Here is a 25,868-nt window from a genome sequence, read left to right as displayed (position 1 = left end):
GAGGGAGGCAAATTTATATTTTTTGGTAGTTTTAAACTGTATTATTTCTGAACCCTAACCGCATCAGGAACCAACATTTCGTATTCTCCACCATTTCTAAGTACATCACGAACTATGCTTGAGCTGATATATGATGTGCTGGCAGCGGTAAGCAGAAATACGGTTTTGATTTTAGAAAGTTTTCTGTTAGTATGTGCAATGGCTTTTTCAAACTCGAAATCGGCAGGATTGCGAAGACCTCTTAAAATAAAATGGGCTTTTTGTTTTTTAGCCAAATCAATTGTAAGTCCTTCATAGGTAATTACGGTTACTTTGGGTTCATCTTTGAATGTTTCTTCGATAAAGTGCTTTCTTTCTTCGAGTGAGAACATGTATTTTTTTTCGGCATTTACACCAATAGCAATTACGATTTCATCAAATAGAGAAATTCCTCGTTTAATGATGTCTTCGTGTCCAAGTGTAATTGGATCAATGATCCTGGGAATATAGCTTTTCTCATTTTTTTTTTAAGGTTCAGAGGTTCAGAGAGGCAAAGGTTCAAAGGTTTTTTTAAGGCTCTAAGATTCTGAGTTTCTAAGTTTCTAAGTTTTTTATCTTAGTGCCTTAGCAACTTAGAATCTCAGAACCTTTTTTTGGTTACGCTAAAGCCAACTCTATTGAATTTGTGAATAAATCTTCTAGTGAAATTCCTGCTGCTCTGGCTTGTTGTGGAATCAAACTTTCAGTTGTTAAGCCAGGAATGGTGTTCATTTCGAGCATATATGGTTCGTTGTTTACAATGATGAATTCACTTCTTGAAAATCCTTTCATTTTTAAAACTTCGTAAGCGCGTTTTGCTACTTCACTTACTTTTTGTGTTAATTCGTCAGAGATTCTTGCGGGAGTTATTTCTTGTGATTTTCCTTGGTATTTGGCTTCGTAATCAAAGAAATCATTATCTGAAACTATTTCGGTGATTGGTAGCACGATAACTTTACCTTGGTAGTTAATTACTCCGACAGAAACCTCGGTTCCATCAAGGAAGCTTTCGATGATAATTTCATTATCTTCTTTGTAGGCAACTTCTATTGCGATAGGAAGCTCGGCTGCAGTTTTTACTTTTGAAATTCCGAAGCTTGAACCTGCTTTATTTGGTTTTACAAAACATGGTAAGCCTACTTTCTTTACAATCTCGTCAGTATTGATAATATCTCCTTTGTTTAGGTAGTAAGAAATTGCTGTTTTTATTCCGTATGGCTTTAAAACGGATAGTAAATCACGTTTGTTGAATGTAAGTGCTGCTTGGTAATAATCGCATGATGTTTGCGGAATGTGTAACAACTCAAAATAAGCTTGCATTAATCCATCTTCACCCGGTGTTCCGTGAATGGCATTGAATACGCAATCGAAAGTGATTTTATTTCCGTTTACTGTAACCGAAAAATCATTTTTATCTATCGGAAATTCGGCATTTTTTTCATCTACATAAACCCATTTTTCTTTAAAAATATGAATTTGGAAACCGTTGTATTTAGTTTTATCAAGGTTTTGGTATACTACGTTTCCGCTGATTAGTGATATTTGATATTCGCTAGAATATCCACCCATGATAATGGCAATGTTTTTCATTTTTTTTTATTTTTATGCTGTTGAAAGCTATGTAAGTATGTTTTGTTTCTTGATTTTAAAGTTGTTGTGAAAACGGTTTGTTTTTAGCCCCGATAATAGCGACATCCTTTTTTTATGCTTTTTTGCATAGAAAAAGATAAAGCGAATAGCGGGAATGGCTCCTAAAAAATGTTCCTTTCAATTGTTCTCTGTTTCTACTCCGGTTGACTATCGGGTCGCTTTCTCGTATTAAACAAAATTATCATTTTTTTTGAAACGAAATCTTTATCTTTGCCACAAATAAAAATAAATTTATGAGTTTACGTAAGTATCTAACTAGCCGAGTATTTTTTACGCAAATACTAATTGCTGTTGCAATTATTGCAGTTTTGGGTTATTTGTTTATGCATTGGCTGACATTTACCACTTGATTACGGACATGAAATTGAAGTACCTGATTTGAAAAAATTGACAGAAGAGCAAGTTGAGGCAAAATTGGATGGTCTGGATTTGGATTACGTGCTTTTGGATAGTGTAGATTATAAAAGTGATTTCCCTAAATACAGTGTTGTTGAGCAAGATCCTTTGCCGGGAACGAAAGTAAAAGTGGGAAGAAAGATTTATATTAAAATAAATTCTTCTGGTTTTTATCAGTTTTTAAGATATCCGGATTTGATTGAGAAAACGCTACAGGTGAACTATGCCAACCTTTAAAGGCATTGGGGCTTCAAGAGGGAACAATTACGTATATTCCTAACCTTGGGAAAGACATGGTTTTGGAAATGCGTTATAAAGGAAGAAAGTTAAAAGTGGGGGATCGTGTACTGAAATCATCAAAAATTGATTTGGTTTTGGGCGATGGAAAAGCAAGTTATTTAGATGAAAGTCAACCGGCAGATTCTCTAGCAGTGCCTGAAGATGAAAAAACAGCAAATGAACAATAATAATACCGATAGTTTAGATTTAGAAGAAGAGTTATATGGATTTTTAGATTTGAAGTTCCTAAAGGACAAGCGCCTTTGCGAATCGACAAATATTTAATGGGCTTAATACAAAATGCAACCAGAAATAAGATTCAGAATGCTGCAACAGAGGGTAACATCTTTGTTAATGACGTTATTGTAAAATCAAATTACAAAGTAAAAGCGTTTGATGTAGTTACGGTTATGTTATCACATCCTCCGTATGAAAATCATATTATTCCAGAGGATATTCCGTTAAACATTGTTTACGAAGATGATGCTTTGTTGTTAATCAATAAAGAGCCAGGAATGGTTGTGCATCCGGGACATGGAAATTATACGGGAACTTTGGTTCATGCTTTGGCACATCATTTTGATAACTTGCCAATGAACAGTAGTGAACGTCCAAGGTTTGGTTCATCAATTGATAAGGATACTTCTGGTCTTTTGGTTATTGCCAAAACTGAAGCTGCAATGACACATCTTTTGCCAAACAATTTGAAGCTAAAACTTCTGAAAGAGAATATATTGCTTTGGTTTGGGGAAATGTAACTGAGGAGCAAGGAACTATTGAAGGAAATCTGGCAAGACACTTGAAAGACAGAATGCAAATGGCTGTTTTTGCTGATCCAGAGATTGGAAAGCCTGCTGTGACGCATTATAAAGTTTTGGAGCGTTTTGGTTATGTTACTTTGATTTCATGCCAGCTTGAAACAGGTAGAACACACCAAATTCGTGCACATATGAAACATATTGGTCATCCGCTTTTTAATGATGAGCGTTATGGTGGTCATTTGATTTTAAAAGGAACTACGTTTACGAAGTACAAACAGTTTATCGATAATTGTTTTAAAGCTTTACCTAGACAAGCTTTACATGCCAAAACATTAGGTTTCATTCATCCTACAACGGGTGAGTTGATGCGTTTTGATACTGAGCTTCCACAGGATTTTCAAGATTGTATTGAAAAATGGAGAAATTACTCTAAATCGCACAATACTGATGAAGAAGAGAGTTAAAAATATAAAGCCCCAATTTGGGGCTTTTTTTATGTTTAAAAATTGATTGTTCTTTGTTTTAGCAGTATCAAAAAATGTATAAATGATTGATGTATTTTACCTTATCTCATTAATTTATTTTATAGGAACTGTAATGTTGATTATGTACTGGTGTGCATTTCAAATTAGTTACTTTTGTAGTGCTAATAATTATGGGGGAATATTTATTATAGAAGGCGAAACTGTTTTTTATTAGTTCTTATTTCACCGATTTACATTTAAATAATGAAGTTGTATTTTAACTTATTTGATTTTAGGCAAAAGGTAGATTATAAAACAGAGATCTTAGCTGGTTTTACTGTGGCTATGACTATGATTCCAGAATCACTTTCGTTTGCTATTTTAGCAGGTTTTCCTCCATTGGTTGGTTTATATGCTGCATTTATCATGGGATTGATTACGGCTGTTTTTGGTGGTCGCCCTGGAATGGTTTCGGGTGGAGCTGGAGCTACGGTGATTGTATTGATTGCTTTGATGAAATCGCATGGTTTAGAATATGTTTTTGCTGCTGTGGCTTTGGCTGGTTTTTTGCAAATTTTGGTGGGATTATTTAAATGGGGAAAATTCATTCGATTAGTTCCTCAACCCGTAATGTATGGTTTTGTAAATGGTTTGGCTGTTGTGATTTTTATGTCGCAATTAAAACAATTTAAAACGGTTGTTAAGGGAGAGTCTGTTTGGCTTTCGGGTAGTCCTATGTTTATTATGTTAGGATTGGTTGCTTTAACTATTGCAATTGTAATTTTGTTTCCTAAAATCACTAAGGCTATTCCTGCTTCGTTGGTAGCGATTATTGTTGTTTTTGGTTTGGTTCTTGGTTTTGGAATTGAGACAAAAACAGTCGCTGATATTGCTTCTATAAGCGGTGGTTTTCCTTCTTTTCATTTACCTAATATTAATTGGAATCTGGAAACGCTACAATTAATTTTTCCATATTCTTTGATTATGGCTTCTGTAGGTTTGACTGAAGGTTTGTTAACATTAAATCTAGTTGATGAGTTAACAGGAACTAAGGGAAATGGAAATCGGGAATGCATTGCTCAGGGGAGTGCTAATATTGCAAATGGATTTTTCTTTGGGATGGGTGGTTGTCCTATGATTGCACAAACATTGGTTAATATTTCGGCAGGCTCTAGAGCACGTTTGTCTGGCATTATTGCGTCATTAACTATTCTTGTTATTATCTTGTTTGGAGCTCCTGTAATTGAGAAATTGCCTATGGCAGCTTTGGTTGGTGTCATGTTTATGGTTGCGATAGGAACGTTTGAATGGGCGAGTTTTAGAATTATTAATAAAATGCCTAAGCATGATATTTTTGTTGGAATAGTTGTAGCCGTAATTACTATTTTTATGCATAATTTGGCTTTGGCAGTTTTAATTGGTGTTATTATTTCGGCATTGGTTTTTGCTTGGGAAAGTGCTAAACGTATTCGTGCTCGTAAATATATTGATGATAATGGTGTTAAACATTATGAGATATTTGGGCCTCTCTTTTTTGGTTCTACAATGGCTTTTATGGATAAATTTGATGTCAACGAAGATCCTAATGAAGTAATTATAGATTTTAAAGAAAGTAAGATTGCCGATATGAGTGCTATTGATGCGGTAAATAAAATTACGGAGCGCTATGCTAAAGTAAATAAAAAGGTTCGGTTGTATCATTTAAGCGAAGACTGTAGGTTGTTGCTTAAAAATGCTGCTATTATTGTTGATATCGTAGATGATCCTACTTATAAAATTGTTACTGATTAAAGATTAAAAGCGGTTTTGTCAGTACTAAAAAAAATAAAATAGGGAATCTCATTGTTTTGAGATTCCCTATTTTGATTAAATACTTTTTATAATTAAATCTGTTATTTTTACTTCTCCATTGGTTATGAATCCTAGTTTTCCGTGTTGGCTTAAGTTGCTTTTTTCGATAGAACATTCTAATGTAGTACTATCATCTACAGAAAAGGACAAGTGATTGTTTAATAATCTAATTTTTATCGAATACCAATGGTTGTTTTCAAGTTTAATTGGCTTAGAAAATAAAGTTGGTCCACCTCGGTCATCGTATTTGTTACTATTTTCGACATATTTTCCTCTACCAATAACTATATTTTGATTTATTTGATAAAGATAGGTTCGGATGTATTTTTCATGATCTAAATTTAGCATTATTTCAAATAGGGACTCTTTTGTCATATTTGCTTTAAAACTTATTTCATAATTTTTAGGAAGCTGTTTTTTAGATACTATTGTAGCCCAAGCCATAGGACCTCCTTTGCCAGTTAAAGTGTCATTTTGTAACAACCATTTCTCTAAATCTGGTTTCCAATGTGATTTGAGTTTGTGTTTGGCTAATTGGTATTCTTTTTTTGGTGTTGAAATCGTGGTAGCACAAGAGTGTATTAATAATGGTAATAGAAGTAATAGGGTATATTTAAGTTTCATGTGTAATTTATTTGCTGTTGAGTCATACAGTATTCTTAACCCGTTTTGCGTAATTCAAGACTATATAATTTGACGCATATTAGACAGATTTGTTATCACGAAGACGCAGATTTATACAGATTTTTGAGATTCTATAGTATAAAGCCTTTTTAACGAACGTTTATTTGTAATTATGATTTCGAACTTATTATTTTCCCTATTGATCCAGTTTGTGAAGGAATCAATTCAATTATAGAAGTAGGTGTAAGCCCTGCTTCAATGCGATGTGAAACGTATAAGATGGTCATATTGGTTTCTTTTACTAAAAGGTTAACGAGTTCGATAACTAAGGCTACATTTTCATCATCTAAGCCTTCTACAGGTTCATCTAAAATAACCAAAGGAGGATGTTTTAAAACAGCTCTAACTATTAATGCAACTCGTTGCTGCCCGATAGAAAGTTGTGTAAATGTTTTGTTTTTTAAATGACTCATTTTTATCACCTCTAGCCATTGTGATACAATTTTCCTTTGTAACGAGGTGGGTTCAGTATATAAACCAATCGAATCAAAAAAACCAGATAGAATCATGTGTTCTAAACTGTGTTTTTTCTGAAATAAATCAGTCATAGAAGTCGAAAAATACCCGATTCTCTTTTTGATGTCCCAAATACTTTCTCCACTGCCTTTTTTCTTCCCGAAGAGAAATAACTCTTGTCCGTACCCTTTTGGATTATCACCAGATATTAATGATAGAATAGTGCTTTTTCCTGAACCATTTGGACCAATAAGTTGCCAAAATTCATTTTTTTTGATTGTCCACGTTATAGCATCTACGATTTTTCTTTCTTCATAGCTTACAGAGACTTTGTTCATGTGTATTAATATCTCTTCATCATAATCTGTTGGTTCAGCAGGTTTTGGAATAGTGACTTTTATTGAATTTAATTCTGTTTGAGTTTGTTTTATTTCGTTTAATACAAATGTATTGTCTGTAATTTGAGCTTTGTTATGGATGAAAGGGAATAAATCAGAAGCTCTATTTACCAATTGAATGATTCGAACTGATTTAGCCAATTGTTCCAGCGAATCTGCCAATGTAATTCGTGAGGCATGATCTAAGTGATCGAGCGGGTTATCAAAAATAATATAATCAGGTTTTTGATTTACACAATAATTCAAAAACTCTTTTTTTCGTTCGCCTGAAGAGAAGGTTCTAAGTTTTCGTTCTGAATTTGTTGAAGCTTCTATAACATCATATTGGTATTCTTTTTCAATGAATTTGTCTATGGCAATATCCGAAAACAGAATACCGTTTAAGGAATTAAAAGTAGCTAATTCTCCTTTTGCATTTCCATCAAGTACTGTATCTATAAAAGCTTTTTTATTAACGGTATTGGATAAAAGTATGTCCCAATGTTGTATTGTATTCATTTGTGCAAGTTAAGAAATCTATTTTGTTTGTGCCGTAATCATTGGTCGATTATTTCTGGACCATTCGCTCCAGGAACCTACATAAAGTTTTGGAATTGGTAATCCTGCATAATCGAAGGCAAGTATAGTATGGCAGGCTGTTACGCCTGAACCGCAATGTACAATTACATTTTCGGATTTGGCATTACCTATTGCATCAAGGTATTTTGCTTTTAAAGCTTCTGGCAATAAATAGGTACCATCGTTATTTAAATTACCGCTAAATGGAATATTGGTAGCGCCGGGAATATGTCCTGCGATTAAATCGATTGGTTCAACTAAGCCATTAAAACGATCTTTATCTCTTACATCAATGATTATAGTATCTTGGTTCTTGCTTGCTATGTCAATTTCGGTAATATCTGCTTGAGCTAACTCCCATTTTGTGATTGGATATAATTCTGCTTCCGCAAAAGTTTCAATTCCAGAACTTACAGGAAAACCCGCTTTTACAGCTGTTTGGAATCCACCATTTCACAACTTGTACTTTTTCATGACCAATTGCTCTTAACATCGACCAAAAAGCGAGCAGCAGCATTTGAGCCATTTTTGTCATCATATATAATTACATGACTTGATGGTGTTATGCCAAGTTTTGATAAGACTTCTAAGATTTTTTTGAAAGAAGGTAAAGATGTCTCCCACCTATTGCTGCATCTGGAAGAATAGTGGCTAAGTCATGATTTAAATCAACATCTTCGAGCACCTTTTAAATGTGATGCGATGTAGTTTTCTTTGGCATTAATTCCTGCTCGTGCATCAATAATTACAATTTCTGATCTTTGTAATGTTATTAATTCCTCAGGATTTATAATTGGGAGCAATCGCTTTGACATTTTTTATGGATTAACAATTGGAAATTTAATTCGAAATTTTTTCGATTACTATTTCATTTCCAGATCTGTCATAGTAAGTGCAAGTCATCTCTACAATATCTACTCTCCATTTGGCTATACCGCATTGTCCTGCTTGGTTGCAAAATGTCAGATAGTCGGTTTGTCCATCCTGATGTTGTAAGAGATACTCTAAGAAAAGCTCTTTATTGACAGCTGAAGTTACTTTAATCTCATCGTATTTGTCAGTTGTAGCAACGCTGTAATTGTTAACGCCATAATATTCTACAGTACCATCCTTTACATTGGTGTCGTATCCTTTTACGCCTAGAATTATTAAGTCTTGTATGTAATTTGGAAAATCAGCTCCAGTTTTTACTTTTGAGTGGGCATCTTTAATTTGTTCTATTGTAAACATATTGATTTGTGCTAGGGTTAAAAATATTTATTGTTTCAAAAATACGATTAATGCCTGTATATTTTCTTTTTATGAAAGTAAAAAAATTGAATGCATAAAAAATGTTTTAGAACCCTTTTTAAGGAGAGTAAAATTATAAAAACAATGTAGTTTAACTGGTAATGAGGTATTTAGTAAGTATTTTTTTTATTAATAAGAAAAATGGACTTAAATTTACTATAGAATGTTGTAAGTCAAAACTAGTATTATGAAAAACACATTACTATTACTTCTATTTACAGTCTCTACATTTGCTCAAGAAGTGAATACATTTGATTTTGCTGTTATAAACTCTACATTAATATCTCCAAATATCGATCTTGATAAGGGGAGGAGTGTTGTTGCTGGGAATGAGAATCAATACGCAACTTATTTTCAGTATGCTTTTAAAATAGCTGCTGATGATATTATTCTTGGAGCAGGAGTCAATAAATCTGAAATCGACCGAACTTATATAGGTTATATTGGTAAAATTTGTGAAAATTTCAGAGCAACAATTTCTGTTGGTTATTTAGAATCGCTCAGTGGTTATTATGGAACGTATACAGGATTAAGCGTTTCTTGGCATCTACGTGATAATAATTTTATTGGAGGAAGTTTACAAAATTTGCATTCTGTAGCTGATGCTTACAATACAGATGAAAGTTTTGATTACTATAATAAATTAGCTCCTAAAATATTTGCTAGTTATGAAGTTTTGCCTAGAATAATTGTTTTTGGACAATTGAGCAGCAGGGTTAACGATATTGCGTTAAAATATCAGTTAAACAATTTCTCTCTTGGAGGATTTTATTCTGGACATGGAGTCGAGGGAATTTTTGGCACTTATACTATTGCGAGATTTGCTGTTTCTTGTAGTACAACTTTTGATAAGGTAAATTTTGGATTAAAGTTTCAGTAGTATTTACTCTTCCTTTTTTAGTGTAATGACTTGTTGTGGAAATGGAATTTCTATTCTTTCAATATCAAATCTATTTTTGATACTGTGTAATAAATCACAATACATAATAAAACCATCGGTTGCATCTTTGGCCCAAGCCCAAACCTTTAAATTCACACTAGAGTCTTTAAGTGCTACTACTCTTGCTATAACAAGTGGTGTATTGCTTTTTTTGTTTGCAGCAGTTCGAGTATCAATAAATAAGGGATGCTTGGCAACTTCTTCTTTCATTATTTCTAATGCTTTATCGATATCTGAATCATAACCAATCCCAATTTCGATTATTTTGCAACATTTAGAATCATTCATATTTGTGTTTAGAATAATCTGATTGCTTATAACTGAATTTGGAATAATAATGCGGTTATTCTCCATGTCTTTTAAAACAACTTGCCTTAAATTAATATCTTCGACGACGCCACTAAAATTATTAATTGTGATTTTATCGTTTATTCTAAAAGGTTTAAAAATCACCAAGAAAATCCCGCTCATAATGTTACTTAGTGCTTGTTGAGAAGCAAGACCAGCAATGACTGAAATTACTCCTGCACCAGCAAGTAATGAATGTCCGATAACTTTAAATTCTGGAATCTGAATTAAAGCAAAAGCAATTCCTAAGATATAGATTATGGTAATTACTAAATGTTTTAAGAATTTATATCCTGTACTATCAAAATCATTAATACCTAATCTGCGGCGAATAAAACGCATAAAAAGCTTGTCGACAATAGTGGCTAATACGATCGTTATAATTAGTATTATTATAATAGCAACAATTAATCTAAAGTCTTTTAAAAGGTTTATCATTTTTGAGTGTACTATTGATTTTTGAAATTAAGTTATTTATTAATGGTTTGTATGGTTACGTTATTGTTTATTCTCGCAAAGATGCGGAGACGCAAAGAATACTGATTCTTAACAAAAACTGCGATTTTGCGAGAAAATTTAAAAGCAAAGCTGAAAAATTGCTTTTTCTGATGCAATACTTCAAAATAGTTTTATTCTTGTTCTTCAAAATTGTCGTAATAGGTAAAATCTTTTGTGATCAATCCGTTTTCGATTGTAAAGATGGTACAAATAGGTAATTCGAAAGTAGAATCATCTTCGGCAGTTCCGCTAGAAACGAATTCTACAATTACGTGATTTTCTCCTGATGGATATATTTGAATTACTTTATCTTTTAAATCGGGGAAGATTTGGTTCAACTCGCTGTATTTTTTTTCTATTTCGGCACGCGTTTGTTTTACAATTCCAGGTCCTAAGGAAGGATCTTTAAACTCGGCGGTTGGGATATACATTTCGGACATTTTTTTCCAATCGTGATTGTTGAAATGCGTAAAATACTGTTTGACTAATTCGGTGTTTTTAGAATCCATATTTTGTGGGTTTTGGTTGTTACATGATATTAATGATACAATTGTTATTAGAACGACTATTACTTTTTTCATAATTATGTTTTTTTAAATTGTTACTATTTTACAAAGAACCTTATAATAATTCCACACAAAATATGGACTTACCTATGCATATTGATGAGGTATTACGAGGGTTTATAGCCCTACAAAGTCTTCACTTTTTGGAAAAATACTCAACGCTTCTATTGCAATTGCTGGAGTAGGTGAAGCTAGTTTTCTAGTTTTGTATCCATCCATGCACCATCGACAGTAATGGTTGCACAAAGTTTGCCTTCTTCATTGATAAATTCATGTATGATTGACCAGCGTGATCCGTCAGATTTCATCTTTGATGTTTTGGTATGAATGAATATTTTATCAGAAAGTTTTATTTCTTTTCTAAAAACACATTCTTCTCTAAAGAGCACAGGGCCAAAGTGCTGTTCTTGCATTACTCTTAAAGTCAAACCTAGTTGTTCTAAAATTTCGATACGATGTTGGGCACCAAAATCATAATAAGCGCTATGTCGTAAGTGAAAGTTAGGGTCTAGATCAGACCAACGGAAAGACAATTCTTTACTAAATGAAACCATTTTAATTCTATTTTATTGTTATTTTAGATGCATTCTGTTATAATCAATTGATTATTTAGAGGAAATACATTTTTTTGAGAATCGAAAATACGAATAAAAAACGAAAAGTAATTGATGTGTTAGTCAATATAATATAACTAACATAAATTGATTTAGTGATATTATTTTTTAGTAAAATTCAGTTGTAAATGGTGCGAAATTCTGTAATTTAGGCAATGGGCGTATAAGGATTTTCTTTTGGGTTTTGGTTGGCTTTTCATCGCTATCATCATAACGTTCAGTTGTGCTTACTCGTATTCCGGTTGATAAATTAAAATCAACCATTCCTATTGTTCCCTGACCATCAGAATATGTTTCTGAAAAACCTATTAATTCGAAATTATTATTATGGTAACGAAATTTATGTTCGAAATTTCCTCTTGTGAGTTCATTACTAATAATTAAAATCCCCTTCTCAATTGAGATATCATAAAAAGATTGTCCGTTGTAATAGCCATTTTTTCCTTCTGGATATTGAGCATCTATTGCCTTTGTTGTTGAGACAATTTCTTTGAAAGTGCCGTTGGGTTGCGCAAAGAATACGCTTAGTTTATAAGGTGCTTTTTCGTTTATAGTATCTTGAGTTACTACAACCAAATCGGCTAAATTGTCTTTGTTTAAATCTCCTTTTACTTTTTTAATTTGAACAATAAATTCGTCCGTTTGCTTGTTTTTTTGAGCAATTAAAGAAGAGGTGATAAAAACCAAAAGGAGTGTTATTATTTTAGTCATTTTGATGTAGTTTTTTTGATAGAATAGGAACTTAGTTTACAAGATACTGAAAAAAAATAATATTAATTGCTGTGTTTCTTTTGGGGTTTATATTGAACTGTAAGGCTCGAAAGGGACATAAGGTTTCTTTTTAATTCAGAATTTGAAACATAAAACTAAAACCAACTGTAAAGTTCACAAAGTTTTTAAAAAAGATAATTCACAAATAGTACGGTATTTAAGTGCTATTTGTGAATTATGTTAAGCGTATTATAGTATGTGTTTATTTATGGTTCGTCACACTCAAATGTTACGTTTGTAAAAAGTTTATTGAATTCTTTTTCCGCAGAACCATCATCATATACATTAAAAACTGCTGCATTAGCACAATTCCACCAGCCATATGTCATTATTTCTTGTTTGGCATATGATATTCTATCTTTAGAATTGTATTTTTCTAAATGACGTTGCATGAATTTTTCAGGGCTACCATTATTCTTTTTTTGTTTTTCGGCCAGATTATTCCAGGTTTTCAACAGTAAGATAGTATCATTCGAAATTAATGCTTTTGCATATTCGGTACAGTTTTTAGAGAATCGGTTGTTTAGTAAAACTGAAGGATTGGAATAGGCTTCGATAGCTATCTTTTTTAGTTCATATATGTCTTCTAACTCATGTATTTTGTCTGCTTTTACTTTTTCCCAATACGGACTTGAGATAATCTTATTATTGTAAAAAGCTTTTCTTTCGTTGTATTCCGCAGTTAATTCACGAGTTAATTTCTCAGCATCAGCATCAGAAGTTGGGTTAGTACTCGTGTTTAAATAAGCACTTGAACGCATACCCCATAAATTAGATGTGTTTTTTAGTTCTTCTTCAGTATATTTTTCAGGATCGAATTCGCCTGTATTTGAGCATAATTCAGTATCCCATTTAAAAATGGCAGTTTTACCACTAGTAGTTTTGTTTTCTGTAGTTGAAGTTGTGGTTTCCTTTTCTTCTTCAGTTTGTTTTTTTGTTTGTCGGAGCAAGAAATTAAAAGAATTGAACTTAATAATACAAGTAGGGTTTGTTTCATTGGATAATAATTAAATATAAAACTTGATTTTAACAAATCGAATTTAATACTATTTTTAATATTCTTTGCCATTATAGATATTGAATTTTTCGAACGAAATTTCCCCAAAGTCTTTTACTGTTTTTAGTTTCTCATAATCAACAACTAAAGCTTCAGCATTTTCGTCGGCACTATCATTAAATTTATAATTTATGTAATGATCTTTGTAGAGAAACCAATTGTTTTTGGATTTATTATATTTAAATGTAGTGACATGTTCCCAATGATGTCCTCCTGATACGCCATGTTCTATAGAAAAATAACCCTTTTTTATTGTTATTCCAGTAAAAGGATCTCCAAATAAACCTCTACAATCAATACAATACACCGCATTGTTGTTTTTATAAGCCAGTTTATAAGTGCCCTCTTTTTGTCCTATTAAAAGGAGCATAGGTCTTTTGTCGGGTTTGTTTTCGGCGTAGTTAGATGTTGATTCTTCACTGGTTTTTCGTAAAACTAAAATGGCATCAGTGTATTCATCAAGATTAAGATCTCCAGACTCAATGCTTATCACGCTATACCCTTTTGGTACAAATGCTTTTAAATCTATCAATTGAGTCATTAAAAGTTTGATGTTTTTTTATAGAATCTGTTTTGTTTTTTTCTATTTGAATAGAATCAATGTTCTTTCCTGAATTGTCAGTTTTCTTTACAGCTTGATTACAAGAATAGAGTAGTAATGATAGTAGTAATAGATAGGCAGTATTTTTCATTGGTCATGTCCGTTTCTGTTGCTCTTTGAAATAATTTTAATTATAGTTTTCTAAATTATGCCAGTCATGATAGCAATTACCTTGACAATATGTATTTCTTCTTTCAGTGTCCGAGATTTTAAATATCGAAATTAATGAAATAAAAGTTTTTTTTATTTCATAATCTGGAAGTGATTCAATCTTATCCAAAGCAACTTTTAGGTTTTTATAAGTTTTTAAAAGTACAATAGCAGTTGCCGTTGGTTTTAAAGGTATTAATTGAATTGCTTTATTGAATGTTTCTTCGTTGGGATGAGATTGTACTAAGCACTACCTGCCCATCTAATAATTTTTCTTTGAATTTGAGTTTCAAAATAACCAAACCAATCCAAAATTTGCTCAAGATTAATTTTTTCTTGAGCAAACTTATTAATCATTATGTCTTCTTCAGTTAACAAATTTATCTTTTATAGTATAGATTTATTTTTTCTTGATTTCTTGGGCAATTTTAAGGATATCCATCCAATTTTTTTCGGAGCTTGGTTTTGGATTGTTTAAGATGGTTTCTCCGTTAAAATCCAAAATATATTCATTTGATTCAAAATCAAATAGATGAATGGTGTCATTTTCTATGTTAAATTCGGTTTTACCTTCTTGGTTTACCCAAATATTTCTCCCTCCGAAACTCCATACTATTTCTCCATCTTTGGTTATTCTTTTAATATCGAGTTCTCCATGGATAATAAAATCATCTTGAATTTTATGTATTGAGAAATTAGTTATGAAATCTATTTCTTTTCGCCATACTAAATCCAGATTTGGTATTTCGAAACAATAGACTTTGTTACAAACGCAAATCCAGATCCTGCATCTTCGATTATAAATGATTTTTTGGTTATTGCAGTTGCGACCACTTTGCAAATAATAACACTTGCTATTTGGGTATCAGATTTCTTAACAATAATTCCACATTTACTTGTAGAATAAAACCTGTATTCTTTATCTTTCTTTCCTTGAGGAAAAACAGTATCGTAAACTTTTAAATTATCAATTGAGTTTATCGTGTAATTACTATCGTTAAAGATTTCAATTTGATAATTTTTATAGTTAAGCTTTACCATTTATTATTTTCTTGCTAAAGGTAGTTAATTACAAATTTAAACTCTTTGTCTTAATTAATTAAAATATATGAATTAGAGAAAATACCTAACACTGTCACGAAAGTTATAGGAATGGAAGTATAGCTCCTTATAATGACATCATAGATTGAGTTATGACGCAGATGTCAGGGTGTAAAAATGTCATATTGTCATATTGTATTTAGTGTGCCAGCCCATAAAACTGACAATTTATATAGTTTTTTTGTATTGGCACAAAGATTGACTTATGCACCATGAGTTGTTAAAATAAGTATACATCAAAATTAAATATATAAAAAAATGGGTAAAATAATCGGAATTGATTTAGGGACTACGAACTCTTGTGTTTCTGTAATGGAAGGTAACGAAGCAGTTGTTATTCCTAACGCAGAAGGAAAAAGAACTACACCATCTATCATCGCTTTTGTTGAAGGTGGAGAAATTAAAGAAGGAGATCCTGCAAAAAGACAAGCTGTAACGAATCCTACAAAAACGATTGCTTCTATTAAACGTTTTATGGGACACACTTTTGCTGAAACTACAAATGAAGCAAAAGAGTATCTTACAAAGTAGTAAAAGGTGACAACAATACTCCACGTGTGGATATTGATGGTCGTTTATATACTGCTCAAGAATTGTCTGCAATGACTCTTCAAAAAATGAAAAAAACTGCTGAAGACTATTTAGGTCAAACTGTAACTGAAGCAGTTATTACCTGCTTACTTTAATGATGCGCAATGTTAAGCTACAAAAGAAGCTGGAGAGATTGCAGGTCTTAAAGTTATGCGTATAATCAATGAGCCAACTGCAGCTGCACTTGCTTACGGATTAGACAAAAAGGAACTGATCAAAAAATTGCTGTTTACGATTTAGGTGGAGGTACATTTGATATTTCTGTTCTTGAATTAGGAGATGGAGTTTTCGAAGTATTGTCTACAAACGGTGATACTCACTTAGGTGGAGATGACTTTGACCACGAAATTATTGACTGGTTAGCTGACGAATTCAAAGCTGAAGAAGGTATCGACTTACGTCTTGACCCAATGTCATTACAACGTTTGAAAGAAGCTGCTGAGAAAGCAAAAATTGAATTGTCTTCTTCTTCAGAAACTGAAATCAACTTACCATACGTTACAGCTACGGCTTCTGGACCAAAACACTTAGTGAAAAAATTGTCTAGAGCTCAATTCGAGAAATTAACTGATTCTTTAGTAAAACGTTCTATGGAGCCTGTTGCTAAAGCATTAAAAGATGCTGGTTTAACTACATCTGATATTGACGAAGTTATTCTTGTTGGAGGTTCAACCCGTATGCGAAGAATTGCTGAGGAAGTTGAAAAATTCTTCGGTAAAAAAGCATCTAAAGGAGTTAATCCTGATGAGGTTGTTGCAATTGGAGCAGCTATTCAAGGTGGAGTTTTATCTGGAGATGTAAAAGATGTATTGTTACTTGACGTTACACCTTTATCTTTAGGTATCGAAACTATGGGTGGTGTATTGACTAAATTAATTGAGTCTAATACTACAATTCCAACTAAAAAATCACAAGTTTTCTCAACTGCTGCTGATTCTCAACCATCTGTTGAAATTCACGTATTGCAAGGAGAAAGAGCGATGGCTGCTGATAACAAAACTATCGGTCGTTTCCACTTAGATGGTATTCCACCAGCACCAAGAGGAGTTCCTCAAATCGAGGTTACTTTTGATATTGATGCAAATGGTATCATCAAAGTTTCTGCAACTGATAAAGGAACAGGAAAATCTCACGATATCCGTATCGAAGCTTCTTCTGGATTAACAGCTGAAGAAATCGAAAAAATGAAAAAAGATGCAGAAGCTAATGCTGATGCTGATAAAATAGCAAAAGAAAGAGCTGAGAAATTAAACGAAGCTGACAGCATGATCTTCCAAACTGAAACTCAATTAAAAGAGTTAGGAAGTAAATTAGCTGACGATCATAAAGTTGCTGTTGAGTACGCTTTAACTGAATTGAGAATGGCTCACCAATCTCAAGACATTCCAGCTATTCAAACTGCTCTTGACAACATTAATGCAGCTTGGAAAACAGCTACAGAAGCAATGTACGCTCAAGGTGAACAAGGTCAACAAGCAGCTCCACAACAAGAGCAAGCTCAAGGAGACAATGTTGAAGACGTTGAATTCGAAGAAGTCAAATAATTACTGATTAACATCAGTTAATAGTAAGTGTTAAGCCGCTGTAGACGAAATGTTTACAGCGGTTTTTCTTTTTTTATTATTTTTCGTTTCTGCTGTTTTTTAATCGTTTTTTGCCATATATTTGTACCATATTTGTACCGGCACTTAAAAGGAGACAAAGTGGGACTTATCTACCCTTATGGTACCTTAAAGGGAGACAAAGACTATGAAAAGATCTGATAAACAATGTCTTAATTGTGGGAAAGAATTCCTGCCTAAAACCGTGACTTCTGTTTACTGCTCGCATGTATGCAGTAAAAAAGCATACAAACAGAAGATGATACGGCTTAGAAAGGAAGCGAAGATCAAAGCGCTTACGGATAAAATACCCCAGAACAGGGTATTTATTTCTGTTGCGGAAGCTGGCATGCTTTTTGGCATTCCCAATAAGTCCCTTTACCGGCTTGTCGGTCAGGGAAAAATTCCTTCAGTTAATCTGGGGACTCGCCTTATAAGAATAGACCGCAGAGTTATAGAAGAGATGTTCGGCCCTGCCCGCAGCCTCCCACAGGCTGAAAGCGCACCGAAGAAAAAATTATACAGTCTTGAAAAAGAGGACTGCTATTCCATCGGTGAAATAGCTCAGAGATTTCAAATATCGAAGGTTCTGTCTACAATCATATCAGGAAATATTCAATCCCAACGGGCAAATCGGAAAGCATGTATATGCTCCAAAAAGCGAAATTGATAACTTGTATAACGGAAATGATTTTATATGAAACAATTAGCAAAAACCAAGGTGACTGTGCGTCTTCGAAAAGCAGAAGACCGAAAAGAATGGTATGTTTACATAGAAAGCTATCCTGTTGAGGTTTGTGGAAAGAAAACGCCCCAGAGAATCCGTGAATATTTAAACAGATCCATAACAACAGTGGAGTGGGACAAGAAAAGGACTCCCCGCACAGATGCAGAGGGCATAAAATCCTATAAACCCAGACGCAGCGATAACGGAATTATAATGTGCAGAAGCGAGAGGGACCGTGAAATAATGCTTTATGCTGACGCAGTGCGTAAAATCCGGCAGAAAGAATACGATAATAGAGATCTATACAGTGATGCTGAGAACCTTTTGGCTGAACAGAAAGAAAAAGGAAAAGAGGATTTTATTAAATACATTGCCGCTGTGGCGGCTAAAAGACACGCCCGAAGTTCAAAATCCATTCAGATCATCTGGCAGCGGACCAGAGAATTTTTAAAAAGTTATTCCAAAGGCAGCCTTGTATTTTCACAGATTGACAGCAGAATGGCGGAAGATTTTAAACTGTTTTTATTATCAGCTCCGCGCGGGGGAGGTAAGAAGGGAACTATTTCCTGCAACACTGCGGCAACCTATTTCTCCATATTTAAAGCAGCTTTGAAACAGGCCTTTATCGACGGATATTTAAGCGTTGATTTATCTGCAAAAATTAAGGGCATCCCGGAGCAGGAATCAAGACGCGAATATCTGACTATTGAAGAATTAAATGCATTGGCCGAAACGCCCTGCGGAAAAAGACGTTCTTAAAAGAGCCGCGCTTTTCTCAGCGCTTACAGGTCTGAGGCATTCCGACATTCAGAAGCTCCGCTGGAAAGAGATAAGTCAGGAAGACGGCAGGGCTAAGCTGCATTTTACGCAGAAAAAGACAAAGGGTGTCGAATACATGCCTATTTCCCAGCAGGCTTTAGATCTCTGCGGGGAACCTAGGCTTCCCGGACAGCTTGTTTTCGAGGATCTGCCGGACCCGTCGTGGATTTCACGCCCTCTGAAAAAATGGGTTGAATCGGCAGGGATTAAAAAAAATATTACCTTCCACTGCTTCCGCCATACATTTGCAACATTGCAGCTGTCGAGCGGGACAGACATTTATACGGTCAGCAAAATGCTGGGGCATACCAACGTAAAAACTACTGAAATCTACGCCAAAGTAATAGATGAGAAGAAAAACAGAGCTTCGCAGGCAATACAATTGGAATTTTTTAAAGAAGTAAGCACAATGAAAATTAAATACTTTGAATATATCACAGTTTACCTGTCTGTTTTTTTAGTATGCGTCTTTGTCGGTGTAATCGGAAGACTGGTGCTGCTTGAAAAAGGTGCCGATGAATATACGGCCGGCGTTTTCTTTTGGATCAGCACTGGATTTGGAGTTTTAATGTTTGCAATTCTAAGTTTATTTCTAAACGATTTGGCTGAGAGATTGGTGAATCGTTTTTTGAAGGCAAAAAAAAATGAATCGCCTGAAAGCCGCATTCCAAATGAAAACCTTAAAAAAATAGAAGAGGAGCTGCAGGATGCTTTAATTAAGCCCGAAATGCCTGAAAATAGAAATGCAGCCGTCGATATTCAGAAGTTAAGGGAGCAGCAGCAAAATACAATCAAAAATAAAAACAAGCCAGAATTGATATTGCCATCCGTTATGCACAGCAGGAGTTTGCGCTGTACTTGTCGGATGATGATTTGAAGCAATTGGGCAGGAATATAGTCATATATGCTGAAGGAATAAATTTTGAAAAGATTAAACCGGTAAAAGTTAAAGATCTGTCCAATCTCGATTTGTATCATTTTGGCTGGAATATCGGGAATTGTTTTAAAGTCAGCAGACAGGACGGAGCCGCACAATTTTTAAAACTGACTTTTGCTGACGCTTTAAAAGATGTTGAGCAGAACAGCATTAAAACCCATCTGAAAGATGATGAACAGAAAGGGCTTATAAAGATTATGGAAGATTTTACAGATATCGTAAACACGAATACTTATAAAGCATTGTGTTTTTCAATAATTTTCTGCTGTGAAGAAGGTCACAGCAGAAACACTTTTTTCATTTGCACCATAACTATTAAAAACGATAAGTATGGATGTAAATGAAATCTCTTTTGAGAACCTGCCCAAAGCAGTAGCACATTTAGTGAAAGAAATTGCCGAGATCAAACTGATGATTCAAAATGTACAGGTATATGAATCGAAAGATAAAAGTATTCCTATTGGTATTGAACAAGCCAGCCGACTCATAGGAAAAGCAAAGCCTACAATTTACGCTCTTGTAAGGCAGAGAAAAATTCCGTGCTATAAATACGGTAAAAAGCTGTACTTTTTTGAAGAAGAACTTTTGGAGTGGATCTCTAAAGGGAAAAAAGAAAACAATACAGGAAATCGAATCAGAAGTATTGAAGTATAATGATAATCGAAAAAAATAGAGGGATAATAGAGCGCAAGAATACTTATGTCACTCCATTATATTATCAAAAAAGATTTAGTACAAGTGATAAGTTACATAAAGAAAAATACAACATCCTTTCAATATTCATTTCTTTGACACGATTTCAACTGTTTCAAAGTAGAGCAGGATTCGAACTTTAGGCTCGGATTTGGCATATATTCTGCGTTTTTAAGTATTTTCAACCTAGTGTGCTACGATTTTGCCATAAATCTTGTAATGGTTTAACTTGTTTAAAATGAATGTTATAAGTCGTTTCGTTAAACTCAAAATTAAATAATTTTATTATCAATTGAAAATTTTTATTCTTTATATTTCAAATGTAACTAGTTGTTTATAGGTATTATAAGTAGTTAAGAGTGTTAATGCTAATAATGCTTTAAAATAAAGCTTTAATTGATATAATTGTCTTGATCAATATGATTTGATAGTGTAGCCTAACCATTTTGCAGTATGAATGAGTTTGTCCTTAAAAGGGGCATCAATTTTTTTTCTTAAAAAACTAATGTAAACTTCTACACTATTAATATTCTTTGAACAATCAATATCCCAAACATTGTCCAAAATTTGCCATCTTGATACAATAGTTTCCTTATTTCTGGCAAGAAAATAGAGTAACTTATATTCTTTGGCTGTTAAAACTATTGATTTTTCAGCCCTCTTTACTGTTTTAGTATTTCCGTTAATTTCTAGATCGTTTATTGTTATTATATCATTTTCATTGTTTTTATAATTTGATCTTCTATTCAAAGTATTTATCCTGTCTGAAATAACAACATCAAAGTAATTATTGTTAATGATTTTCAAAGTTTCTTTCCCAACAATAGCGATATTTATGGCATTATTATTTTTGGGAAATTTTTTTTGAGGAGTGGATAAAAGATTAAATTTATTTTCGACCATGAGTAATTTCTTTTTGAGATTTTTGAAATAGTTCAGTTTTCTATATAAAGAGTTGTTTCTAGTTTAGAATGTGGTTGATTTATTATTGCTAATGAAAAATATATGGGGAGTTCCATATTCTTAATATATATTACAAACCTAATTAACTTATATTAAAAAGGTTTTTTAAGTTCTTTGAAATATTGTAGTTTAAAAAGAAACTGGTACTTGTATCCAGTTTCAGATGCTTCTATTTTTTGACCTTGATTTTAAAACCAAGGAACTTAATAGAGAACTTTCTGTACTTATAGATGGCAAGTGCCAGAATAATCAATAGAATAAATTCCATTTTAAGGGGATTATTTTTCAGTACAAAAAACAGATGTTCAATGCACCACCATACACAGTCGTGCCGTATATAGTTCGTAATAAGCTACAATGTTTCAATTAACTTATTTATTCTTCATCAATTACTTTAGATAATAATGCGTCTATTTTTATATTTAGTGCATCAGCTAATGAGAATAGTAAACTGATTGTAATATTTTGTTTTCCTTTTTCGATTCTTTTGAATAGTCCTTACATCAACTTCACACAAAGTTGATAAATGTTCTTGTGTAAATTTTTCTTTTAGTCTTAGTTCTTTTATAATCAAACCAAGCTGAATAATTTCTGATTCATACTTTTTACTTTCCACAATTCAAAACTATCAAACTGTTAATAGGATTAACACGACATTTATGTCGTGTTTTGTATTTAATACTATATTTGCTTTACTAAACCATTAAATAAATAATAATATGGAAATTAAAATCAACAATAGTTTGAATGTTAAAAGCTTTATATCAGGTTCTGTCGCATCTGGGAATAACTTTTATCTTTAGAATTTTAAACCGATCAAAAGATGAATACTAAAGGGCATTGTTATCCAAAATACGTAATTCTTCAGGGGAGTATATTTCAAATTAAGATTTAGACTTAGTTACCGTGATGTGGAGGAAATAATGAAAATTAGAGGAGTGCTTGTGGATCATGCTACGATTCAGCCTCGGTTTTAGAAGTTTGCACCTTTGCTTGAATCATAGATGAAGAAGAGAAAAGGTAGCGTGGGTGGGAGCTGGGGATTAGATGGGACCTATATCAAAGTAAAAGGTATTTGGTGTTATTTACATAGGGCAGTTGATAAATTAGGCAATACGGTTGACTTTCTTTTGACCAGGATGAGACAGAGAATGAGCGCTCAGTCTTTTCTAATTAAAGCAATTAGTAACAACTCTGCATACCAAGAGTAATAAACATTGATAAAAGCGGTTCTAATACTGCAGCGATCTAAGTATATAATAAACGTTCTTTCTCAAAGATTAAAATCCGACAGTGTAAATATCTCAACAATATTGTCGAGCAGGACCATCGTTCCATCAAGTGACACATACAAAACGGATTAGGTTTTAAAAATTTTGAATCGACCAAACGAACCTTGAGTGGAATTAAAGTTGTGCATATGCTGAGAAAAAATCAGATGGTTAGCCTAGGGATAACTATGTTTAAATCATTTTGTAAATTAGCAGGCTAACTTTTAAATTACTTAAATTCTTGTATTTGATTCTGACAGATGCGACAGAACCACGTAATTAAAGATGCTGTATTAGCATCTTTTTTTTGCCGAATAAAAACTGAAAAACAGGTATTTATACGGTAGACTTTTTATTATTAAAATAATTATTTTGCAACTTTAATGATAAGGTTATGGAAAATCGTAAAATAATAAAACAATGGTTTTGGGTTCTGTCGCATCTGGAGTTAAGTTTTAGCTTTGCCTTTTTTTTAAACTCAAAAAAATAATGAATATCAAAGGTTATTGTTATCCAAAATCTATTATTCTTGAGGCGGTATATTTCAAACTTAGGTTTTCGTTAAGTTACCGAGATGTTGAAGAGATAATGAAAATTAGAGGATTTCAAGTTGAGCATGCTACAATTCAACGTTGGGTATATAAATTTAGCCCATTTATTGAAGCGCAAATGAATAAACGAAAGAAAGAAGTGGGTGCACTAGCTGGAGTATGGACGGGACTTATATAAAAGTTAAAGGGGAGTGGTGTTATCTCTATAGAGCTGTTGATAAGTCTGGCAATACATTTGATTTCCTGTTGACTAGACGAAGACAGAGGATGAGTTCTTTGTTATTTTTAATAATGGCAATTGCTAACAATTGTAAACAAGATATAATAAATATTGATAAAAATGGAGCAAAGATAAATGCTGTTAGAGTTTATAATAAACGTTCGTTTTCCAAAATAGCAATCCGGCAATGTAAATATCTCAAAAATATTGTTGAACAAGATCATCGATTTATAAAATGGAGGATACAAAATAGTTTAGCTTTAAAAACTTTGAATCTGCAAAGAGAATTCTTAGTAGAATTGAGGTTGTGCACATGCTAAGAAAAAAAATCAGTAATCCAGAGGATAACTATGATTAAATCATTTTGTTCTTTAGTAGCATAATTTTATACTGCTAACAATTAATCATGTTTTAATAAAATAAATACGATAGAACCATTAAGTTTATTTTTGTCAGATTTTTTAAAATAACTTTCTTTCTTCTTTTGTGTGTTTAAAATAAAATATTGTTTTTTTTCTAATTTTATAATATATTGTTTGTTTTTTGTAAGTTTGTTTTTTTTTTGTGCTTTTTTTTTAATTGCTAATTTTTTAATTTGTAAGTTTTTGATATAATTTTTTTTTTTTTTTGTAATTTTTTTTTTAATAAAATAAAATTATCTCATATATTATTTAATGGTCTATTTTTAATTAAAATTTCTATAGTATGAATAATTTTACACTCATTAATTCTGTAATTAAAATTTTATTATTGACTTTGTATTTTCTATTTGACGAAGTACTAATAAGCTTGAAGAAAAATCTACAATTTAATTACTTATCTTATTTTATAATAGTATTTTTTCTTTTTAATGTGTCAGCTTCAATGTATGCTCAAGCTACCATTACAACAAATCCATCAAATTTGCAGATAAATAGTGCTTTAAATGGTCCTGGAATAGTAATTGTTGGAGGAACATTGTCTGGAGCAGCAAATACAGCAAAATTGCGGGCAGATCAAGTAGCTATCTTTTCGAATGGGGTTAGTGGTGCAGGTTTGGAGATACCGAGTGGTGCGTATTTTAGTACAGGAAATGCACCTTTCGAATTAACAAATAGAAATACGGATCCTTAAAAAAGTTTTAACCCTGCTGGACCTACGACTCTATCAGATCCCAACTTATCTACAGTTGATCCTGATGCAAAATACGACTTAGTGACGTATTCTTTTACAATTACTTTAGCACCAAATGTTTCAGGGCTACTTTTTAGCTATCAATTTGGTTCAAGAGTATCCAAATTATGTAGGTACTCAATATAATGATGCTTTTGGCTTTTTTGTTTCAGGGCCAGGTATTTCTGGAGTTCAGAATTTCGCAACATTGCCAAATGGTAATGCCACAGCAATAAATAAGATAAACTCTGGTGTTCCTGGATTCGATTCGCCGCCAACGCCTGCTCCTGGATATGATGGTTCTCAATCTGCTTTTTATATTAATAATGGTCATGTTACAACTATTGTTGGAGGTAAATACATTGCGAATGTAGCGCCTCAACCAAGACGACCTTTTCCGATTTTTACAGAACATAATGGTATAACAAAGTCGATAAAGAAATCCATTACCGGTTTAACTCCTGGCGGCACTTATACTTTTAAAAATATCCGTAATTGCTGACACTGGTGATTCGGGATATGATTCGGGTGTTTTTTTAGATATTATAGAGGGTATAATTTCTGCTGATCTATCTATTTCTAAAACTGTAAATAACCGAAGTCCAAACGTGGGAAGTAATGTTGTTTTTACACTCACAGCAGGCAATACTGGTCCTGTAATGCACCAAATACCAAGGTTACTGATTTGTTGCCAGCGGGTTATACTTTTGTGTCAGCTACACCAAGTGTTGGTACATACGATTCCTCGTCAGGAGTTTGGAATATTGGTTTATTAAATATAGGTTCTTCTCCAACTTTGCAAATTACTGCCACGGTAAATGCTACTGGTCCTTATTTAAATAGTGCTTCTATAGCATCTCCAGATATTGCAGATCCTACTCCTGAAATAACA

27 protein-coding genes and 7 pseudogenes are annotated in these 25,868 nt (G+C 32.9%); 16 read left to right on the top strand and 18 right to left on the bottom strand.

What is annotated here, in order from left to right; genetic code table 11:
* Positions 1 to 41: 41 nt before the first annotated feature.
* Positions 42 to 499: pseudogene (coaD, locus tag AC1RYN_RS10255) on the bottom strand (pantetheine-phosphate adenylyltransferase).
* 137 nt (positions 500 to 636) lie between these two features.
* Positions 637 to 1,608 (bottom strand): D-alanine--D-alanine ligase, encoded by a 972-nt coding sequence (locus tag AC1RYN_RS10250; protein ID WP_481806899.1) that lies wholly within the window; start codon positions 1,606 to 1,608, stop codon positions 637 to 639.
* A gap of 293 nt (positions 1,609 to 1,901) precedes the next feature.
* Between AC1RYN_RS10250 and AC1RYN_RS10245 the strand changes: the two are divergent.
* The 3 genes and pseudogenes from AC1RYN_RS10245 (at position 1,902) to AC1RYN_RS10235 (ending at position 5,359) form a co-directional block, all read left to right on the top strand.
* Positions 1,902 to 2,531: pseudogene (locus tag AC1RYN_RS10245) on the top strand (PASTA domain-containing protein).
* Positions 2,521 to 3,568 (top strand): annotated as a pseudogene (locus AC1RYN_RS10240) (RluA family pseudouridine synthase). The pseudogenes AC1RYN_RS10245 and AC1RYN_RS10240 overlap by 11 nt, the downstream one beginning before the upstream one ends.
* Positions 3,569 to 3,832: 264 nt before the next feature.
* Complete coding sequence (locus AC1RYN_RS10235; protein WP_481806898.1) at positions 3,833 to 5,359, top strand: SulP family inorganic anion transporter; 1,527 nt, start codon at positions 3,833 to 3,835, stop codon at positions 5,357 to 5,359.
* Between the two features lie 75 nt (positions 5,360 to 5,434).
* On the opposite strand, the gene AC1RYN_RS10230 is transcribed toward AC1RYN_RS10235, so the two are convergent.
* The 5 genes from AC1RYN_RS10230 to AC1RYN_RS10210 form a co-directional block, all read right to left on the bottom strand.
* Positions 5,435 to 6,043, bottom strand: coding sequence for a hypothetical protein (locus AC1RYN_RS10230; protein WP_481806897.1), 609 nt, complete (start codon positions 6,041 to 6,043; stop codon positions 5,435 to 5,437).
* Between the two features lie 170 nt (positions 6,044 to 6,213).
* Positions 6,214 to 7,455, bottom strand: a complete 1,242-nt coding sequence (locus AC1RYN_RS10225) for an ABC transporter ATP-binding protein (RefSeq protein WP_481806896.1) — start codon at positions 7,453 to 7,455, stop codon at positions 6,214 to 6,216.
* 18 nt (positions 7,456 to 7,473) lie between these two features.
* Positions 7,474 to 7,809: a sulfurtransferase gene (locus AC1RYN_RS10220; protein ID WP_481806914.1), complete on the bottom strand. Its 336-nt coding sequence runs from the start codon at positions 7,807 to 7,809 to the stop codon at positions 7,474 to 7,476.
* 374 nt (positions 7,810 to 8,183) lie between these two features.
* A complete protein-coding gene (locus AC1RYN_RS10215) occupies positions 8,184 to 8,330 on the bottom strand; it encodes a hypothetical protein (protein WP_481806895.1) in 147 nt (48 codons plus the stop codon).
* A 25-nt stretch (positions 8,331 to 8,355) separates the two neighbouring features.
* Positions 8,356 to 8,745, bottom strand: coding sequence for a DUF1398 domain-containing protein (locus AC1RYN_RS10210; protein ID WP_481806894.1), 390 nt, complete (start codon positions 8,743 to 8,745; stop codon positions 8,356 to 8,358).
* 247 nt (positions 8,746 to 8,992) lie between these two features.
* Here AC1RYN_RS10210 and AC1RYN_RS10205 point away from each other — a divergent pair, with 247 nt between their 5' ends.
* Positions 8,993 to 9,685, top strand: coding sequence for a hypothetical protein (locus AC1RYN_RS10205; RefSeq protein ID WP_481806893.1), 693 nt, complete (start codon positions 8,993 to 8,995; stop codon positions 9,683 to 9,685).
* Between the two features lie 3 nt (positions 9,686 to 9,688).
* On the opposite strand, the gene AC1RYN_RS10200 is transcribed toward AC1RYN_RS10205, so the two are convergent.
* From AC1RYN_RS10200 to AC1RYN_RS10160, 9 genes and pseudogenes are all read right to left on the bottom strand, one after another.
* Entirely contained in the window at positions 9,689 to 10,531 is an 843-nt protein-coding gene (locus AC1RYN_RS10200; protein WP_481806892.1) for a mechanosensitive ion channel family protein, read from the bottom strand.
* A gap of 191 nt (positions 10,532 to 10,722) precedes the next feature.
* Entirely contained in the window at positions 10,723 to 11,172 is a 450-nt protein-coding gene (locus AC1RYN_RS10195) for a nuclear transport factor 2 family protein (protein ID WP_129538092.1), read from the bottom strand.
* Positions 11,173 to 11,274: 102 nt separating this feature from the next.
* A pseudogene (locus AC1RYN_RS10190) lies at positions 11,275 to 11,711 on the bottom strand (acyl-CoA thioesterase).
* Between the two features lie 168 nt (positions 11,712 to 11,879).
* Positions 11,880 to 12,482 carry a hypothetical protein gene (locus AC1RYN_RS10185; protein WP_481806891.1) on the bottom strand — a complete coding sequence of 201 codons (603 nt, stop codon included), beginning with the start codon at positions 12,480 to 12,482 and terminating at the stop codon, positions 11,880 to 11,882.
* Positions 12,483 to 12,748: 266 nt separating this feature from the next.
* Positions 12,749 to 13,492, bottom strand: a complete 744-nt coding sequence (locus AC1RYN_RS10180; RefSeq protein WP_481806890.1) for a hypothetical protein — start codon at positions 13,490 to 13,492, stop codon at positions 12,749 to 12,751.
* A 102-nt stretch (positions 13,493 to 13,594) separates the two neighbouring features.
* Positions 13,595 to 14,140 carry a hypothetical protein gene (locus tag AC1RYN_RS10175; RefSeq protein ID WP_481806889.1) on the bottom strand — a complete coding sequence of 182 codons (546 nt, stop codon included), beginning with the start codon at positions 14,138 to 14,140 and terminating at the stop codon, positions 13,595 to 13,597.
* 187 nt (positions 14,141 to 14,327) lie between these two features.
* Positions 14,328 to 14,546 carry a DUF5958 family protein gene (locus AC1RYN_RS10170; protein ID WP_481806913.1) on the bottom strand — a complete coding sequence of 73 codons (219 nt, stop codon included), beginning with the start codon at positions 14,544 to 14,546 and terminating at the stop codon, positions 14,328 to 14,330.
* A 47-nt stretch (positions 14,547 to 14,593) separates the two neighbouring features.
* On the bottom strand, positions 14,594 to 14,728 hold the full coding sequence (locus AC1RYN_RS10165; protein WP_481806888.1) for a DUF5958 family protein: 135 nt from the start codon (positions 14,726 to 14,728) through the stop codon (positions 14,594 to 14,596).
* 22 nt (positions 14,729 to 14,750) lie between these two features.
* The gene (locus AC1RYN_RS10160; RefSeq protein ID WP_481806887.1) at positions 14,751 to 15,191 is read right to left on the bottom strand and encodes a hypothetical protein; all 441 of its coding nucleotides are present in this window, start codon (positions 15,189 to 15,191) and stop codon (positions 14,751 to 14,753) included.
* 518 nt (positions 15,192 to 15,709) lie between these two features.
* On the opposite strand from AC1RYN_RS10160, the pseudogene dnaK reads away from it, so the two are divergent.
* The 6 genes and pseudogenes from dnaK (at position 15,710) to AC1RYN_RS10130 (ending at position 20,780) form a co-directional block, all read left to right on the top strand.
* Positions 15,710 to 17,586, top strand: a pseudogene (gene dnaK / locus AC1RYN_RS10155) (molecular chaperone DnaK).
* A 205-nt stretch (positions 17,587 to 17,791) separates the two neighbouring features.
* Positions 17,792 to 18,313: a helix-turn-helix domain-containing protein gene (locus tag AC1RYN_RS10150; protein ID WP_481806886.1), complete on the top strand. Its 522-nt coding sequence runs from the start codon at positions 17,792 to 17,794 to the stop codon at positions 18,311 to 18,313.
* A 27-nt stretch (positions 18,314 to 18,340) separates the two neighbouring features.
* Positions 18,341 to 19,129 (top strand): phage integrase SAM-like domain and Arm DNA-binding domain-containing protein, encoded by a 789-nt coding sequence (locus tag AC1RYN_RS10145; RefSeq protein ID WP_481806885.1) that lies wholly within the window; start codon positions 18,341 to 18,343, stop codon positions 19,127 to 19,129.
* Positions 19,089 to 20,066 carry a site-specific integrase gene (locus AC1RYN_RS10140; protein WP_481806884.1) on the top strand — a complete coding sequence of 326 codons (978 nt, stop codon included), beginning with the start codon at positions 19,089 to 19,091 and terminating at the stop codon, positions 20,064 to 20,066. Before AC1RYN_RS10145 ends, AC1RYN_RS10140 begins: the two co-directional genes overlap by 41 nt.
* Before the next feature lie 5 nt (positions 20,067 to 20,071).
* The gene (locus AC1RYN_RS10135) at positions 20,072 to 20,470 is read left to right on the top strand and encodes a hypothetical protein (RefSeq protein ID WP_481806883.1); all 399 of its coding nucleotides are present in this window, start codon (positions 20,072 to 20,074) and stop codon (positions 20,468 to 20,470) included.
* Positions 20,457 to 20,780, top strand: a complete 324-nt coding sequence (locus tag AC1RYN_RS10130) for a helix-turn-helix domain-containing protein (protein ID WP_481806882.1) — start codon at positions 20,457 to 20,459, stop codon at positions 20,778 to 20,780. Before AC1RYN_RS10135 ends, AC1RYN_RS10130 begins: the two co-directional genes overlap by 14 nt.
* Positions 20,781 to 21,233: 453 nt before the next feature.
* On the opposite strand, the gene AC1RYN_RS10125 is transcribed toward AC1RYN_RS10130, so the two are convergent.
* The gene (locus AC1RYN_RS10125; protein WP_481806881.1) at positions 21,234 to 21,722 is read right to left on the bottom strand and encodes a winged helix-turn-helix domain-containing protein; all 489 of its coding nucleotides are present in this window, start codon (positions 21,720 to 21,722) and stop codon (positions 21,234 to 21,236) included.
* Between the two features lie 435 nt (positions 21,723 to 22,157).
* Complete coding sequence (locus AC1RYN_RS10120; RefSeq protein ID WP_481806912.1) at positions 22,158 to 22,265, bottom strand: hypothetical protein; 108 nt, start codon at positions 22,263 to 22,265, stop codon at positions 22,158 to 22,160.
* A 521-nt stretch (positions 22,266 to 22,786) separates the two neighbouring features.
* Between AC1RYN_RS10120 and AC1RYN_RS10115 the strand changes: the two genes are divergently transcribed.
* The 6 genes and pseudogenes from AC1RYN_RS10115 to AC1RYN_RS10090 all read left to right on the top strand — a co-directional run.
* On the top strand, positions 22,787 to 22,993 hold the full coding sequence (locus AC1RYN_RS10115; RefSeq protein ID WP_481806880.1) for a DDE-type integrase/transposase/recombinase: 207 nt from the start codon (positions 22,787 to 22,789) through the stop codon (positions 22,991 to 22,993).
* A gap of 546 nt (positions 22,994 to 23,539) precedes the next feature.
* Positions 23,540 to 24,182 (top strand): annotated as a pseudogene (locus AC1RYN_RS10110) (IS6 family transposase).
* A gap of 347 nt (positions 24,183 to 24,529) precedes the next feature.
* Positions 24,530 to 24,937 (top strand): hypothetical protein, encoded by a 408-nt coding sequence (locus tag AC1RYN_RS10105; RefSeq protein ID WP_481806879.1) that lies wholly within the window; start codon positions 24,530 to 24,532, stop codon positions 24,935 to 24,937.
* A 115-nt stretch (positions 24,938 to 25,052) separates the two neighbouring features.
* Entirely contained in the window at positions 25,053 to 25,478 is a 426-nt protein-coding gene (locus AC1RYN_RS10100) for a choice-of-anchor L domain-containing protein (RefSeq protein WP_481806878.1), read from the top strand.
* Positions 25,438 to 25,752, top strand: coding sequence for a hypothetical protein (locus AC1RYN_RS10095; protein WP_481806911.1), 315 nt, complete (start codon positions 25,438 to 25,440; stop codon positions 25,750 to 25,752). Before AC1RYN_RS10100 ends, AC1RYN_RS10095 begins: the two co-directional genes overlap by 41 nt.
* Positions 25,647 to 25,868, top strand: a pseudogene (locus tag AC1RYN_RS10090) (DUF11 domain-containing protein); the annotation flags it as partial. The gene AC1RYN_RS10095 and the pseudogene AC1RYN_RS10090, both read left to right, overlap by 106 nt.

This window comes from Flavobacterium sp. TC780, assembly GCF_056783245.1.
Note: the sequence above shows the minus strand (reverse complement) of the source record. Positions and strands in the feature narration are given on the sequence as shown.

Bases quoted from the DNA above. Each gene is read 5' to 3' on its own strand.
- AC1RYN_RS10250 (WP_481806899.1), bottom strand. From the start codon at position 1,608: ATGAAAAACATTGCCATTATCATGGGTGGATATTCTAGCGAATATCAA.
- AC1RYN_RS10235 (WP_481806898.1), top strand. From the start codon at position 3,833: ATGAAGTTGTATTTTAACTTATTTGATTTTAGGCAAAAGGTAGATTAT.
- AC1RYN_RS10230 (WP_481806897.1), bottom strand. From the start codon at position 6,043: ATGAAACTTAAATATACCCTATTACTTCTATTACCATTATTAATACAC.
- AC1RYN_RS10225 (WP_481806896.1), bottom strand. From the start codon at position 7,455: ATGAATACAATACAACATTGGGACATACTTTTATCCAATACCGTTAAT.
- AC1RYN_RS10215 (WP_481806895.1), bottom strand. From the start codon at position 8,330: ATGTCAAAGCGATTGCTCCCAATTATAAATCCTGAGGAATTAATAACA.
- AC1RYN_RS10210 (WP_481806894.1), bottom strand. From the start codon at position 8,745: ATGTTTACAATAGAACAAATTAAAGATGCCCACTCAAAAGTAAAAACT.
- AC1RYN_RS10205 (WP_481806893.1), top strand. From the start codon at position 8,993: ATGAAAAACACATTACTATTACTTCTATTTACAGTCTCTACATTTGCT.
- AC1RYN_RS10200 (WP_481806892.1), bottom strand. From the start codon at position 10,531: ATGATAAACCTTTTAAAAGACTTTAGATTAATTGTTGCTATTATAATA.
- AC1RYN_RS10195 (WP_129538092.1), bottom strand. From the start codon at position 11,172: ATGAAAAAAGTAATAGTCGTTCTAATAACAATTGTATCATTAATATCA.
- AC1RYN_RS10185 (WP_481806891.1), bottom strand. From the start codon at position 12,482: ATGACTAAAATAATAACACTCCTTTTGGTTTTTATCACCTCTTCTTTA.
- AC1RYN_RS10175 (WP_481806889.1), bottom strand. From the start codon at position 14,140: ATGACTCAATTGATAGATTTAAAAGCATTTGTACCAAAAGGGTATAGC.
- AC1RYN_RS10150 (WP_481806886.1), top strand. From the start codon at position 17,792: ATGAAAAGATCTGATAAACAATGTCTTAATTGTGGGAAAGAATTCCTG.
- AC1RYN_RS10145 (WP_481806885.1), top strand. From the start codon at position 18,341: ATGAAACAATTAGCAAAAACCAAGGTGACTGTGCGTCTTCGAAAAGCA.
- AC1RYN_RS10140 (WP_481806884.1), top strand. From the start codon at position 19,089: ATGCATTGGCCGAAACGCCCTGCGGAAAAAGACGTTCTTAAAAGAGCC.
- AC1RYN_RS10130 (WP_481806882.1), top strand. From the start codon at position 20,457: ATGGATGTAAATGAAATCTCTTTTGAGAACCTGCCCAAAGCAGTAGCA.
- AC1RYN_RS10125 (WP_481806881.1), bottom strand. From the start codon at position 21,722: ATGGTCGAAAATAAATTTAATCTTTTATCCACTCCTCAAAAAAAATTT.
- AC1RYN_RS10115 (WP_481806880.1), top strand. From the start codon at position 22,787: ATGAAGAAGAGAAAAGGTAGCGTGGGTGGGAGCTGGGGATTAGATGGG.
- AC1RYN_RS10105 (WP_481806879.1), top strand. From the start codon at position 24,530: ATGAATAATTTTACACTCATTAATTCTGTAATTAAAATTTTATTATTG.
- AC1RYN_RS10100 (WP_481806878.1), top strand. From the start codon at position 25,053: ATGTTTCAGGGCTACTTTTTAGCTATCAATTTGGTTCAAGAGTATCCA.